This window comes from Aequorivita marisscotiae, from assembly GCF_029814825.1.
GTDB classification, from domain to species: domain Bacteria; phylum Bacteroidota; class Bacteroidia; order Flavobacteriales; family Flavobacteriaceae; genus Aequorivita; species Aequorivita marisscotiae.
On sequence record NZ_CP122379.1, the window covers coordinates 3,384,596 to 3,398,355 of the forward strand.

Here is a 13,760-nt window from a genome sequence, read left to right on the forward strand (position 1 = left end):
ACTAAATTTGTTTGTTATTCATAAAATTAGCTCGATTGTTAAAAAAACTACTCCTTCTCCTTTTACTTGTCACAGTACTTTCATGTAAAAATAATGATGAGTCTGCTGTTAAGACTACCTGGATAAGCGGCCAAATTATAAATCCAACCTTAGATTATATAATTTTTTCTCAGGGCAACCATATATTAGACACTGTAAAATTAGACTCTAATAACTTCTTTCTCTACAAAACCCAAAAAATAAAGGCCGGTCTTTATAATTTTAAGCATAACGAAACACAGGTTTTCTTTATTGAACCGGGCGATAGTTTATTGCTGCATCTTAATACATTAGATTTTGACGAATCGCTCGCATACTCAGGAAGGGGAGGCGAACAGAATAATTTGTTGATGTATTTATACTTAACCAATGAGAACGAAAACCTAAATCTTCAAAATTGGTATGGACTTTCTTCAAAGGAATTTACACAAAAAATTGATTCATTAAAGAAACTTAAATTAAAAGAGTACAAAGATTTTTTATCTAAACATACGGTAGCCGATGGTTTTAAACAGGCTGTAATGGCCAATATTAAATACGATTACTTTATTAAAAAAGAACGCTACGCCGCTGCCAATAGAAATCGTATAGCCGATTTTGACAAGAACTTTTTTGACTACCGGAATGAAATTGACTTTGAGTTGGAGAACTTAAAATTTTATTACCCCTATTATCGTTTTATGAATAGATATTTCGAGAATTTGGTCTTTTCGGAATATCAAGGCAATACTCCCGTAGATCGCAATTCGTACAAATTTAATTCTAAAAGAATAAAGCTAATTGACAGTTTGGTAACTTCCGATTCGCTTCGAAATAGTTTACTCCGATCCAATGCTATGTTCTATTTTTTAAATGCCAAAAACGCCGAAGAGGAGCAAAGGTTTTTTGAAGAATTCTCAAACATGAATACAGACCCTCAGCATGTGGCAGAAGTTGAAAAAATGTACAACATTACTGAAAAACTTAATCCAGGAAACATCGTTCCCAATGTTGCTCTGGTAAATACAGATAATACTTTAAAAGATTTACACAGTATCATTAAAGCGCCCACCGTAATTTATTTCTGGTCTGGAATATCTACTTCAAATTATAAAAACATTCACAACCGTGCGGCAGAACTAAAATCGAAATATCCGGAATATGATTTCTTGGGAATAAATACAGATACACACTTTAAAAAATGGCGCCAGACCATACGCAGAAATAATTATAATCCCTTGTACGAATTTCAAATAGAAAATTTAAACGAAGCCGAAAAAAAGCTTCTTTTAAAATACATGAACAGCGCTCTGATTTTAGATAAAGATGGCAAAATATTAGAAGGCAAAATAAATCTCTTCAACACAAATTTTGAACAATTACTTTTAGGTTTCTTAAATAGATAGTACTTCGAACTTTTAATTTCCTTTTTTATAATCTTCCAAAAACTGTTTTAAACCACTATCGGTCAATGGGTGTTTTAGTAAACCTTCAATAGATGAAAGCGGGCCCGTCATAACATCAGCACCTATTTTTGCACAGTTTATAACATGCATGGTGTGGCGAATGGAGGCTGCAAGAATCTGGGTCTCGAAACCGTAGTTATCGTAAATCAAACGGATGTCTGCAATCAGTTCCAGACCGTCGGTCGACACATCATCCAATCTTCCAATAAACGGAGAAACGTAGGTTGCTCCAGCTTTTGCGGCCAACAAAGCTTGTCCGGCCGAAAAAACTAACGTACAATTAGTACGAATGCCGTGATCTGCAAAATATTTAATTGCCTTAACCCCTTCCTTTATCATCGGCACTTTTACTACAATTTGTGGATGTAGCTCTGCAAGTTCCTCGCCTTCCTTTACCATTCCCTTAAAATCGGTTGCAATTACCTCTGCAGAAACATCGCCATCCACAATATCGCAGATATCTACATAATGTTTTAGGATGTTGTTGCGTCCCGTAATGCCTTCCTTTGCCATCAACGAAGGATTGGTGGTAACGCCGTCAAGTACTCCCAAATCTTGGGCTTCGCGTATTTGGTCTAGGTTTGCGGTATCTATAAAGAATTTCATATGTGTGGTTTCAGATTTATTTTCACAAAAATAACAAAGAAAAGGCTCATTGGATAGCGTTGTTTATAAAGATTAATAAAATAGATTAACCCAATTAATTAAAACAGCAACCGATTTAAACCAAAAAAGGAAGCCAATACAGCTCCCTTTTTCTAACTTTAAAGTACAAAAAAAAAATCTTACCGCACCACCAACTTTTTGGTAGTAATATCATTGCCCGCTTTTAGGGTTACAAAATAGATTCCCGCGGCATAGCCCGAAACATCCAAGGGGATGACCGTTGTATTTACCAAGGGTTCCTTTCGCTCCAAAACCTGCCCCAAGTTGTTGGCCACCGATACAATCAGCCCATCAAACCCTTGGTTGGGAAGATTTAAGATAACCTCGCTGGTTGCCGGGTTGGGATACATAGTGAAATCTTGCAGCATTGCATCTGCCACCCCCAGCGCATCGCACTCTGCCTGGTTGTTTACAAAGGTGGTTTCGGGGTCTTTAAGCCAGTCGTCCAGATAGGAGGCATTTGCATCGTCAACGAGGATGCAATCTAAAGCTCCCATGGTTTCAACGACCACAAAAGTTCCTATATTTTCATTATTACCATTTCTAATATCTAGGGAGTTAATCGGGCTAAAGCCAGCAGCTATGCCGACGAGATTCGGATTTTGGGTAAAATCGAAACCCGTTATATTGTTATAGCCTAACGAAAGTGAAGTGAGTGCCAGATTTTGGGAGGTATCGAAAAAGCCTGAGATTTCATTATGGGCAGCAAAAACAAAATCCAGTGCGGGGTTATTGGTCAAATCCAAGCTCGTTAAGTAATTTATCTGGCAGTACAATTGTACTAGGCCAGGGTTTCGTGAAACATCGAGCTCGGTCAAGTTATTTTCCGGACAGTTAATAATCTCTAAGGTTGAGGTGGGTGGAAGGATTAATTCGGCAACACTGCTGGATTCACAATTTAGCCCCATAAATTCATATTCTGCGAGACATCCAAAACCGGAATGATGTTGTAGGCACAATTTAAAAGTTCCAACGCTGCAAAATCTTCAATCCCGGTAAGATCATGGATGCCTCGGGAATTTACCAATAAGGTATCTACATTTTCAATGTTTGCCGTCAATACCAAACCGTTATTTGGAATGCCGTCCCCCATGCCATTTTGCTCAAGATGGTTTTCAAAGTTTGAATCCGGTATAGCAGTGTATTGTGCAAAACAAATAAATGAGCTCAAAAGAGTTATAAAAACCAACAATTTTTTCAAAATCATAATACTGGTTTTTTAATGTTCTACAATCAATTGTTTGATTGTCAATTGGCCATTCTCATAAAAATGAAGGAAGTATAATCCTTCGTCAAGGGCGGAAGCCAAGGTGTAAATTTCGCAATGGATCTGTGCGTGGGCCTTATCGCTCATCACAAAGATCAAAGAAGCTAGAAGTAAGAAGTAAATTTTTTCATGATTTGGTCATTTTAAAAATTACACTTCTTAAATATACGTTAAAATTAAGTAAAAGTCAAAAAATATTCATATAAAAAACCGCTCACTTCAACCCATAATGCTTTAGCAGCATTCGTTCATAAACCCTATCGGGCAGAATACGTTTCAGTACAATGGAGAATTTCTGTAATGTAGAGCCTACTTTATAATGTATTCGCGGATTTTCAGTTTCAATAATTTTATGGACTGCTTTTGCCATTTCCAACGGGTTGCCCCCATTATCCACGTGTTCGTTCATTGTTTTGAGGGTATTGCCGTAATCTTTTTTATATGGGGAAGTATCCAAAACCGGAGCGTGGTAACGGCCTGCGGCAATGTTTGTGGCAAAATCGCCTGGAGCAATGTTGGTCATTTTTACACCAAACTGCAATGTTTCCATACGCATGGCTTCAATCGTAATTTCTAAAGCAGCCTTACTGGCAGAATAAATTCCGCGGTATGGAAGACCCATATAACCTGCAATTGAAGTAATATTAAGAATATGACCAAAGCCTTGTTTTCGCATTTGCGGCAAAACAGCTTTGATTACATTTATGGGTCCGTGAAAATTGGTCTGGAATGCTTTTTTTATTTCATTTTCGGGAGTTTCTTCAATTGGTCCGGTAATACCCACGCCGGCATTATTAATTACAACATCTATTTTTTCGGCCCTGATCAATACGTCGGCAATAGCAGCTTCAATAGATTCTGTGTTGTTCACGTCCATTTTCAACAATGGAAAGAGGGAGTCTGTAATTTTTTCTGGGTTTCGGCTGGTTCCAAAAACTTGATAGCCTTTTTCGGTAAGATATTCGCCAATGGCTTTACCAATTCCTGAAGAACCGCCTGTGATGAGTACTACTTTTGGCATACATGGTTGTTGAAAGGCAAAGGTGCGGTTAAGTGCTGGGTTTTCCAAATAGTTTTTCTAAAAAAGAGGAAAGAGGAAAGAGAAAAGAGGAAAGAAAAAATGTTGCTTTTGGGATTTGGGATTTTCTTTTTTTGGAATTTGCCATTTTCACGGAGAAAAAGAAAACACGAATCACGACTGAAGGGAACCACGACTGAAAGAATTGAACACACCTTTCGTGACTCGTGCAACCAAGTGGTCGTGGGGCAAACCGTCAAATTTTCGGTACATAAGCGGAGCCGAAGCCACGAGAATATAGCGCACAAAAAATGGCAAGCTACCTACATCACACCGCTACGACCATTTACCTTTGCTGCGTTCCCGCCCTGGAGGATTCAACAGGAGCTGGTTGTGTAGGACTTGCCGCTGCAAAGATAAGGCTTTTTCAAGTTTTTGCAAGTATTTTCATAGTTCAATTTTAATAAATACCTTGCGACAAATTAATAGCTTGTCATGAAAATCTATAACGTTTTAGTTCCTACACTTTTACTGCTCTTTTTGGGTGGTTGCGGAGGAAATTCTGAAGATAAAAAAGATGCATTTTCACTTCAAATTGAGAGTCCGAAGAAAACTTATACTCCTAAAGATGTGCTTTCGGTTTCATTAATTAACAAAAAGGATATTGAAACAGATTCAATCGTTTACTTTTTGAACAAAGATAAAGTTGAAATTTCTGGCAATACAATTTCCCTTGCAGGAAAAAAGTTGGGCGAAAGAACTTTAATAGCCAAAATACACAGCGATGGTGAAACTTTTACGGCTTCACAAAAAATTACGATTGTGTCGTCTATAAAACCAAAGCTTTACACCTATAAAATTCTTGAAACCTATCCGCACGATATAAACGCCTATACGCAAGGTTTAGAATTTGAAAATGACACTTTATACGAAAGTACCGGACAGTACCGAGAATCTTCGCTTCGAAAAACAGATTATAAAACAGGGGAAGTTTTAAAACTAGTTAAGCTTGCCGATCAATATTTTGCGGAAGGGCTAACCATTCTCAACAACAAAATATACCAACTTACGTGGCGCGAAAACACAGGTTTTATTTACAATCTTAAAACTATGGAGCAAACCGGCACTTTCGTTTATGGACAAAGTAAAGAAGGCTGGGGCCTTTGCCATGATGCCGAAAATAATATTTATAAAAGTGATGGTACCGATAGAATTTGGACTTTAAATTCGAATACACTTGCAGAAAAAGATTACATAGAAATTTTCACAAACACCAGTAAAATAAGCAGTGTAAACGAGCTGGAATGGGTGGAAGGAAAAATATATGCTAATGTGTACCAACAAGGTTCAATAGCCATAATAGATCCTTCAAACGGCGCGGTGGAAGGCGTTATTGACTTAACCGATTTAAAAGATAAAGTTACGCAACACCCTAAACTGGACGTGCTGAACGGTATTGCCTATAATGGTGAACCGAACATACTTTACATTACTGGAAAAAACTGGGACAAGCTTTTTAAGATTGAAATTTTTGAAAAGTAATTGAACATTTTACTTTAAGCAAACCGAAATTTTTCACCACAATTCACGAAATAGTAATTGAAACTATTGATGAATTCGTGGTGATTTTGTTTAATCACTTTTCCCTCATCCAAAAGGCCTGTTCCCTCAAACGCTATTTTTTCACGGTTTGATATTTAATTTCTTTGAATAACAAAACCATCAAAATCATGAAAAAAGCAATTACAATCAGTATCCCCGAGCCTTGCCATGAAGACTGGGCAAAAATGACAGCTACCGAAAAAGGAAAATTCTGCAGTGTCTGCACAAAAGAAGTATTCGACTTTACTTCTAAAACCGATGAAGAATTAGTGAAAATTCTATCGAAAAATAAAAACGCTTGTGGCAGATTAAAAAAATCACAACTTAATCGCGAAGTAAAATTAGAGCGCAAAAGTGGGCAAAGCCTTGCTCCTATCGCAGCTTCTATGTTGCTGCCGCTTTCGCTGTTGTCTAACAATTTACCAACGGAAATTAATTCGGCTTCAGAAAAACCGATGGTTTCATTGGGAATTGGTCGTTTCAGCAACGGTTTAAACAGAATTCAAATTGTAACCGAAGGCATTGTAACCGACCAAAACGGAATTCCGTTGCGAAACGTAGAGATCACCTCCAACGAAACAGGCGCCCGTGAATGGACCAATAAAGAAGGAGAATATCGAATTGTAACTTTAGACCATGAGCAGCTTGAATTTAAATTGAAAAATTACATTTCGAAAGAAATAACGTTGAGTAATTCTTCAAAAACAATAGCTGTTTCAATGGAATATAAAACAGAACTTAAAAGTGCTGTTTTGGGAAAAATTGCTCCAACGACTAAAATATTCGTAGAAAAGGATTCAACCACAAATTATACAAAAGGCGTGGTTGCAGATGAATCGGGCTTGCCACTTCCGGGCGTAAACATTATAATTAAGGGAACTGCAACGGGTACCCAAACCGATTTTGACGGCAATTATAATATTGAAACCAAACCGGGCGATGTATTGGTTTTTAGCTACGTTGGCTTTGAAACAAAAGAAGTAACGGTTTCGAATATTTCTAACATTATAAATCTAAACCTAGAAGTAGGAGGATATTTAGGAGGTATTGTGGTTGTAACTGGAGGTATTTCCTATAATGATTATTACGTATCAGAAAAAGACCCCAATTGGTACGAAAAGGCAAAAGCGGCATATAAAAACACTATTGCGTTTAGAAAGCTAAAAAAGGCACGAAAAAAAGCGGCGCGTAAAAACAAATAATGGTATAAAATAGTAAATAGCAGCCACGAATTCGCGAATTATAATTTTAAAATATTCGTGTTTTCGTGTATTTTCCTTTTATAGCCACTATTCTCAAGTTTCAATTATTGATAGAAAACTTCTTTAAACATTACAATAATAAGCTTCATAAAAAGTTATATTTTTACCAAAATTATAATTGAATGAGGTATTTATACGGTTTGGCAATTTTGTGTTGCCTGGTATTATGGAGTTCTTGCCGCAACGATTTTGAAACCGTTGCCAGCACTGGTAATTTAGAGTTTTCGAAAGATACGGTTTACTTAGACACTATATTTAGCAATATTGGCTCCAGCACGTATAATTTAAAAGTTTACAACCGCAGCGATGAGGATATTCATATTCCCACCGTTAGATTGGCGCAGGGTGAAGCTTCGCATTATCGGTTAAATGTTGACGGCATGCCGGGCAAAGTTTTTGAAAACGTACAGGTTTTGGCAAAAGACAGTATTTTCATTTTTATTGAAACCACTTTCGATATAAATAACCTTCCCACTAACCAAACAGATTTTCTATATACAGACGAATTACTTTTCGATACTGGCGGAAACCAACAACAAGTTAATTTGGTGACTCTTGTTAAGGATGCGGTTTTTCTTTTTCCAGAGAGATTTCCGGATGGAACAACCGAAACGCTGTACTTTGGCGATGATGAAAATGGCGACCCAATACTTGTTGAAGGTTTTTACTTAGACGATAACGAGCTAACTTTCACCAATGAAAAACCCTACGTTATTTACGGTTACGCAGCCGTACCAAGTAATAAAACACTAACGCTCGAAGCTGGTGCCCGCGTACATTTGCACAACGGAAGCGCACTCTTGGTTGCCGAAAATGGCACAATAAAATCTATGGGTGAATTAAGTTCAGATCCCGTGGCTTTAGAAAATGAAGTTATTATTGAAGGCGACCGCCTAGAACCTGGTTTTAGCGACGTCCCCGGGCAATGGCTAAGCATTTGGCTAACTTCTGGCAGCGTTAATAATGAGTTTAACTATACTACAATAAAAAATAGCACGGTAGCACTTCGTGTGGAGAACAGCGAGGTTTCTTTAAAAAATGTTCAAATTTACAACAATACGCTCTACGGTGTGCTTGCGCGAACTGGACTAATAGAAGGCGAAAATATGGTGGTTAACAATAGCGGCATTTCTTCCTTGGCAATTCAAGTGGGTGGAAGCTATGTTTTTAAACACAGTACATTTGCCAATTACTGGACCAACGGTTTCCGCTCTACGCCAGCCGTAACAATTGATAATAGTTTAAATATTGATGAAACCACCACGGTTGTTGAAGATTTAGTAAAGGCAGACTTTAAAAACTGTATTATCTACGGCAACGAACGCCGCGAATTTTCAGTTTTTCAAAATACGGCTGCCGCATTTAATTTTAATTTTGAGAATAGTTTAATTCGTTTTGAAGATCCAACGGGAGAGTTTAGCGACAATCCATTGTACGATTTTGCGAATGCTTCATTATACACGAATATTGTTCAAAACCAAGACCCTGTTTTTCAGAATACCGAAAAAAACAATTTTAATATTGAAGCTGAAACTTCAGCTGCCGAAAATATTGGAAAGAATGGCGTTGGACCAAATATTGATTTAAACGGAAGAACCCGAAGCAATCCGCCAGATGCGGGAGCTTATGAAACCACAGTGTTTCCAGAAGATTAATCTCACCAACATAGAACACAAAAGACTGTCTGAAAAGGCAGTCTTTTGTATTTTCTTAAATTCCTATTGAATTTTTTATTCTTTGCAACTTTTCGACTTTGCGAGAAAAATTTGCACCCAGAGACAAAGAGTAACAATGACTTTAATGTAGAAAAGCTGTTTTTGTTACTCTGCCTTCAACCATTTCAGTTTCAGTTTGGAGTTTTTCCGTTCTACAGGCTGCATTACCAAAGTATCGCCGCTAAAGTAAAATCTTCTTTCGGCAGTCAATCCAAACTCAGAAGGGTTAGAGTGTGAAAGTTTAAAATGCGAAACGATGCTATCTGCTTCAGAAACTTTGTAATTGCCCATATAATAGTAGGATTTAGTGATATATTTTAAAGCCTCCAACGCAATGGAATCGTTAAAATTTGGGAACTTCATTCCCGCTTTTTCATAGCCTTTCTCATAGAGATGAAGCGCAACGTGCCCATTTGCATCATAAAGCAAGTAACCATCCATTCCGCCGCGATAATGGCTCCACGTATCAGTAACGGTGTCGCGCACTTTCATACTTTCAAGTTTCCAAAGACCCGCTATTTTTGAAGGTGAATTATCTTCATTTTTACAGGAAAATGTAGCTATCAAAATTCCGGCAGCAATTATATATTTTACTTTTTTCATTAAAAAATTTAATAAATTATAAATTAACCTAGACCATCCTGCAAGGTCTCTTTTTTGACCTTGTAGGTATAACTAACTAGCAAAGTTAAACCTACCAAATAAGACCTACCGATGTACGATCCGTCGAAATACCTACAAGGTTTTGAAAACCTTGCAGGAGGCAATTATTTAGTAATCAATTCTACCTTCTTTTGCTCCCCACTTTTTGAAAACTTTTCGGCCTTCTTCCCTATTTAAAATTCCGGCAGCAATTATATATTTTACTTTTTTCATTAAAAAACTTAATTAATTATTAATCAATCTAGACTATCCTGCAAGGTCTCTTTTTTGACCTTGTAGGTATAACTAACTATCAAAGTTAAACCTACCGAATAAGACCTACCGAAGTACGATCTGTCAAAATACCTACAAGGTTTTGAAAACCTTGCAGGAGGCAATTATTTAGTAATCAATTCTACCTTCTTTTGCTCCCCACTTTTTGAAAACTTTTCGGCCTTCTTCCCTATTTAAAATTCCGGCAGCAATTATATATTTTACTTTTTTCATTAAAAAACTTAATAAATTATAAATTAACCTAGACTATCCTGCAAGGTCTCTTTTTTGACCTTGTAGGTATAACTAACTAGCAAAGTTAAACCTACCAAATAAGACCTACCGATGTACGATCTGTCGAAATACCTACAAGGTTTTGAAAACCTTGCAGGAGGCAATTATTTAGTAATCAATTCTACCTTCTTTTGCTCCCCACTTTTTGAAAACTTTTCGGCCTTCTTCCCTGTCGAGATTAATAAATTTTACGTTTCTATTTTTAATATTCTTCTCAATTTCATCGTAAATAAAATGATCGTCAAAGCCTATTTCCGCAGCGTCTTCCTTCGTGCATGCATAGTAAACCGCTTTTGGTCGTGCCCAATAAATAGCGCCCAAACACATGGGGCACGGCTCGCAGGAGGTATAAATAATACAATCGTCTAATTGAAAGCTACCGAGGTTCTCACAAGCTTTCCGGATGGCAACAACCTCAGCGTGCGCTGTAGGGTCATTGCTGGAAGTTACTTGATTAAAACCTTCGGCAATTATTTCGCCATTTTTTACAATTACAGCTCCAAAGGGGCCGCCGGCGTTGTTGTTCATCCCTTTTTCGGAAAGTTCGATGGCTCGTTTTATAAACTGTTTGTCTTTTTCGGTTATCATTTGTGACGTCAATTTTTAAAAATTCTCGATTTAAAACAAAAAAAGGAGCATTTTTAGTTGAGTACTCCTTTTGTTCTATTTTTTCTGTTTAATATTTTACTGTTTAAACAATGGTAAGCCAGACATCATTTCATTTACCTTTTCGGCAATGTTTTCTAATTTTGCATTGTCTTCACGATTCATAATTACTTCGTCTATTAAATCCACTATTTTTTCCATATCCTTTTCAACTAAACCCCGCGTAGTAACAGCAGCCGTCCCAATACGGATTCCGCTGGTAACGAAAGGCGATTTATCATCAAAAGGCACCATATTTTTGTTTACCGTAATATCTGCTTTTCCTAAAGCTTCCTCGGCTTCTTTTCCCGAAATATTTTTGTTGCGAAGGTCAATAAGCATCATATGGTTATCAGTTCCGCCAGAAATAACACCGTATCCTTTTTCAACAAAATGCTGTGCCATTACGGCTGCGTTTTTTTTCACTTGCACCATATAATGAAGAAAATCATCTGTTAATGCTTCACCAAATGCTATTGCCTTTGCTGCAATAATATGCTCCAACGGGCCACCTTGGTTACCTGGAAAGATCGCACTGTCTAACAGGCTACTCATTTTACGAAGGTTGCCGTTTTTGAGTTTTATACCAAACGGATTGTCAAAATCTTTACCCATTAAAATCAATCCACCACGCGGGCCACGTAAGGTTTTGTGAGTAGTAGTTGAAACAACGTGGCAATGCGGCATTGGGTCGCTTAAGATTCCTTTTGCTATCAAGCCAGCAGGATGGGCGATATCTGCAAACAGAATTGCACCAACCTTATCGGCAATTTCACGAAAACGTTTATAATCTATTTCACGCGAATAGGCCGAAGCTCCGGCAATAATCATTTTAGGTTTTTCCTTTATGGCTATTTCTTCTACTTTATCGTAGTCAATTCTTCCGGTTTCTTTATCAACTCCATAAAATACCGGGGTGTAAAGCCTGCCAGAAAAGTTTACTGGCGACCCGTGGGTTAAGTGCCCACCATGCGAAAGATCGAATCCTAAAAATTTATCGCCCGGTTTTAGGCAAGCAGCAAAAACCGCTGTGTTTGCCTGCGAACCACTGTGCGGTTGTACGTTTGCGTATTCGGCGCCAAACAAGGCTTTTGCGCGGTCAATGGCTATTTGTTCCACCTCGTCTACCACTTCGCAACCGCCGTAATAGCGTTTGCCGGGATAGCCTTCGGCATATTTATTTGTTAAAACAGAACCCGCCGCTTCCATAACTTGGTCGCTTACAAAATTTTCTGAAGCTATTAGCTCCAATCCGTTGAGTTGGCGTTGTTTTTCGTCTTCTATTAATTCAAAAATTTGTGCGTCTCTTTTCATGGTATAAACTAATGGTTTGGAATATTGAATTTAAAAATTACGGAAAATTCAGCTTTAGAAATACAAATCTATCACTACAAATTCCGTTGAAAGTTAATTAAATCCAAAAATACTAATTACATTCGGGAACTATCATGAAATATATATATTTGACGAAGAAATTTACTAACAACACACAAGTTGGAAATAATTTATATCAGCAAATAATTAACTGATTTAAAAGAATTTGAAATTTATTTTAATTAGTTTTATTTTCAACAATTAAAGAATATTAAAAATGCCAATTACAGCAAACGATCCAAAAAGAAAAACCTGGCTCGATACCGTGCCAGACACAGATTTTCCCATTCAAAATATACCTTTCGGTGTTTTTTTAACGCGCGATGACATTGTTACTATCGGAACCAGAATTGGCGATTACGCCATTGATCTAGGTGCCTTACACCAGTTAGGCTATTTTAAGGGAATTGAACTTACCGATGATATATTCCTTCAAGATACTTTAAATGATTTTATAAGCGACGGAAGAAAAACTTGGCGTTTGGTTCGAAACCGAATTGCAGATATTTTTGACAAAGACAATGCGCAATTACGCGATAACGAAGATCATAGAAAACACATTTTATTTACCTTGGACGAAGTTGAAATGCAACTTCCAGTACAGGTAGGTGATTATACCGATTTTTACTCGAGTAAAGAACACGCTACCAATGTGGGAACTATGTTTCGCGGAAAAGAAAACGCTTTAATGCCTAATTGGCTTCATATTCCGGTAGGATACCACGGGAGAAGCTCATCCATAATCCCAAGCGGAATCAATGCCCGCAGACCTTGGGGGCAAACCATGCCCGAAGGTGCTACCGAACCCGTGTTTGGACCTTCAAAACTTGTTGATTTTGAACTTGAAATGGCCTTTATAACAACCGATGCTAATGTACTGGGAGAACCAATTCCTGTAGATGAAGCTGAAGACCATATTTTTGGATTGGTACTGTTTAACGATTGGAGTGCGCGCGATATTCAAAAGTGGGAGTATGTGCCTCTCGGCCCATTCTTAGCGAAAAATTTTGCGTCGTCCATTTCTCCATGGATTGTAACCTTAGATGCCTTGCAGCCCTTTAAAGTTGCTGGCCCAAAACCCGAGATGGAACAACTGCCCTATCTTCAATACAAAGGCAAAAAAAGTTACGATATAAATCTGGAGGTCTACATTGCTCCAGAAAATGGAGAGGAAACAAAGGTTGCCGCTTCAAACTTTAAATATATGTATTGGAATATGAGCCAGCAATTAGCACATCACACCGTAAACGGGTGTAATGTAAACAGTGGCGATATGATGGGAAGCGGAACTATTTCGGGACCAACACCAGACTCATACGGTTCTATGCTTGAACTTACTTGGCGCGGTGCAAAACCTATTACCCTTTCAGACGGTACCGAAAGAAAATTTATTAACGACCACGATACTGTAATTATGCGTGGTTATTGTAAATCTGACGGTGTAAGAATAGGTTTTGGTGAATGTAAGACAAAACTATTACCTGCTATTAAGCAATAATATTTCCTACATAAAAACAA

12 protein-coding genes and 1 other RNA gene are annotated in these 13,760 nt (G+C 37.6%); 5 read left to right on the plus strand and 8 right to left on the minus strand.

The window, feature by feature from the left end:
• The first annotated feature begins 35 nt into the window (after positions 1 to 35).
• Entirely contained in the window at positions 36 to 1,424 is a 1,389-nt protein-coding gene (locus QCQ61_RS15215) for a TlpA family protein disulfide reductase (RefSeq protein WP_279448565.1), read from the plus strand.
• A gap of 12 nt (positions 1,425 to 1,436) precedes the next feature.
• Here QCQ61_RS15215 and fsa read toward each other — a convergent pair whose 3' ends face one another.
• From fsa to ffs, 5 genes are all read right to left on the minus strand, one after another.
• Positions 1,437 to 2,090, minus strand: a complete 654-nt coding sequence (gene fsa / locus QCQ61_RS15220; protein ID WP_279448567.1) for a fructose-6-phosphate aldolase — start codon at positions 2,088 to 2,090, stop codon at positions 1,437 to 1,439.
• 179 nt (positions 2,091 to 2,269) lie between these two features.
• Positions 2,270 to 3,058: a T9SS type A sorting domain-containing protein gene (locus QCQ61_RS15225; RefSeq protein ID WP_279448568.1), complete on the minus strand. Its 789-nt coding sequence runs from the start codon at positions 3,056 to 3,058 to the stop codon at positions 2,270 to 2,272.
• Positions 3,049 to 3,357 (minus strand): hypothetical protein, encoded by a 309-nt coding sequence (locus QCQ61_RS15230; protein WP_279448570.1) that lies wholly within the window; start codon positions 3,355 to 3,357, stop codon positions 3,049 to 3,051. Before QCQ61_RS15230 ends, QCQ61_RS15225 begins: the two co-directional genes overlap by 10 nt.
• 274 nt (positions 3,358 to 3,631) lie before the next feature.
• Positions 3,632 to 4,438 carry an SDR family oxidoreductase gene (locus QCQ61_RS15235; protein WP_279448572.1) on the minus strand — a complete coding sequence of 269 codons (807 nt, stop codon included), beginning with the start codon at positions 4,436 to 4,438 and terminating at the stop codon, positions 3,632 to 3,634.
• Positions 4,439 to 4,744: 306 nt separating this feature from the next.
• An RNA gene (gene ffs / locus QCQ61_RS15240) (signal recognition particle sRNA small type) lies at positions 4,745 to 4,843 on the minus strand.
• Between the two features lie 87 nt (positions 4,844 to 4,930).
• On the opposite strand from ffs, the gene QCQ61_RS15245 reads away from it, so the two are divergent.
• From QCQ61_RS15245 to QCQ61_RS15255, 3 genes are all read left to right on the plus strand, one after another.
• Complete coding sequence (locus tag QCQ61_RS15245; protein ID WP_279448574.1) at positions 4,931 to 5,977, plus strand: glutaminyl-peptide cyclotransferase; 1,047 nt, start codon at positions 4,931 to 4,933, stop codon at positions 5,975 to 5,977.
• Positions 5,978 to 6,165: 188 nt separating this feature from the next.
• Entirely contained in the window at positions 6,166 to 7,239 is a 1,074-nt protein-coding gene (locus QCQ61_RS15250) for a carboxypeptidase-like regulatory domain-containing protein (RefSeq protein WP_279448576.1), read from the plus strand.
• Positions 7,240 to 7,421: 182 nt separating this feature from the next.
• Entirely contained in the window at positions 7,422 to 8,954 is a 1,533-nt protein-coding gene (locus QCQ61_RS15255) for a hypothetical protein (protein ID WP_279448578.1), read from the plus strand.
• A 165-nt stretch (positions 8,955 to 9,119) separates the two neighbouring features.
• Here the strand turns inward: QCQ61_RS15255 and QCQ61_RS15260 are convergent, their stop codons facing one another.
• The 3 genes from QCQ61_RS15260 to glyA form a co-directional block, all read right to left on the minus strand.
• The gene (locus QCQ61_RS15260) at positions 9,120 to 9,617 is read right to left on the minus strand and encodes a lipocalin-like domain-containing protein (protein ID WP_279448579.1); all 498 of its coding nucleotides are present in this window, start codon (positions 9,615 to 9,617) and stop codon (positions 9,120 to 9,122) included.
• 714 nt (positions 9,618 to 10,331) lie between these two features.
• On the minus strand, positions 10,332 to 10,811 hold the full coding sequence (locus QCQ61_RS15265) for a nucleoside deaminase (RefSeq protein WP_279448580.1): 480 nt from the start codon (positions 10,809 to 10,811) through the stop codon (positions 10,332 to 10,334).
• A 96-nt stretch (positions 10,812 to 10,907) separates the two neighbouring features.
• On the minus strand, positions 10,908 to 12,182 hold the full coding sequence (gene glyA, locus QCQ61_RS15270; RefSeq protein ID WP_279448582.1) for a serine hydroxymethyltransferase: 1,275 nt from the start codon (positions 12,180 to 12,182) through the stop codon (positions 10,908 to 10,910).
• A gap of 277 nt (positions 12,183 to 12,459) precedes the next feature.
• Between glyA and fahA the strand changes: the two genes are divergently transcribed.
• Positions 12,460 to 13,740, plus strand: coding sequence for a fumarylacetoacetase (gene fahA / locus QCQ61_RS15275; RefSeq protein WP_279448584.1), 1,281 nt, complete (start codon positions 12,460 to 12,462; stop codon positions 13,738 to 13,740).
• Positions 13,741 to 13,760 lie beyond the last annotated feature (20 nt).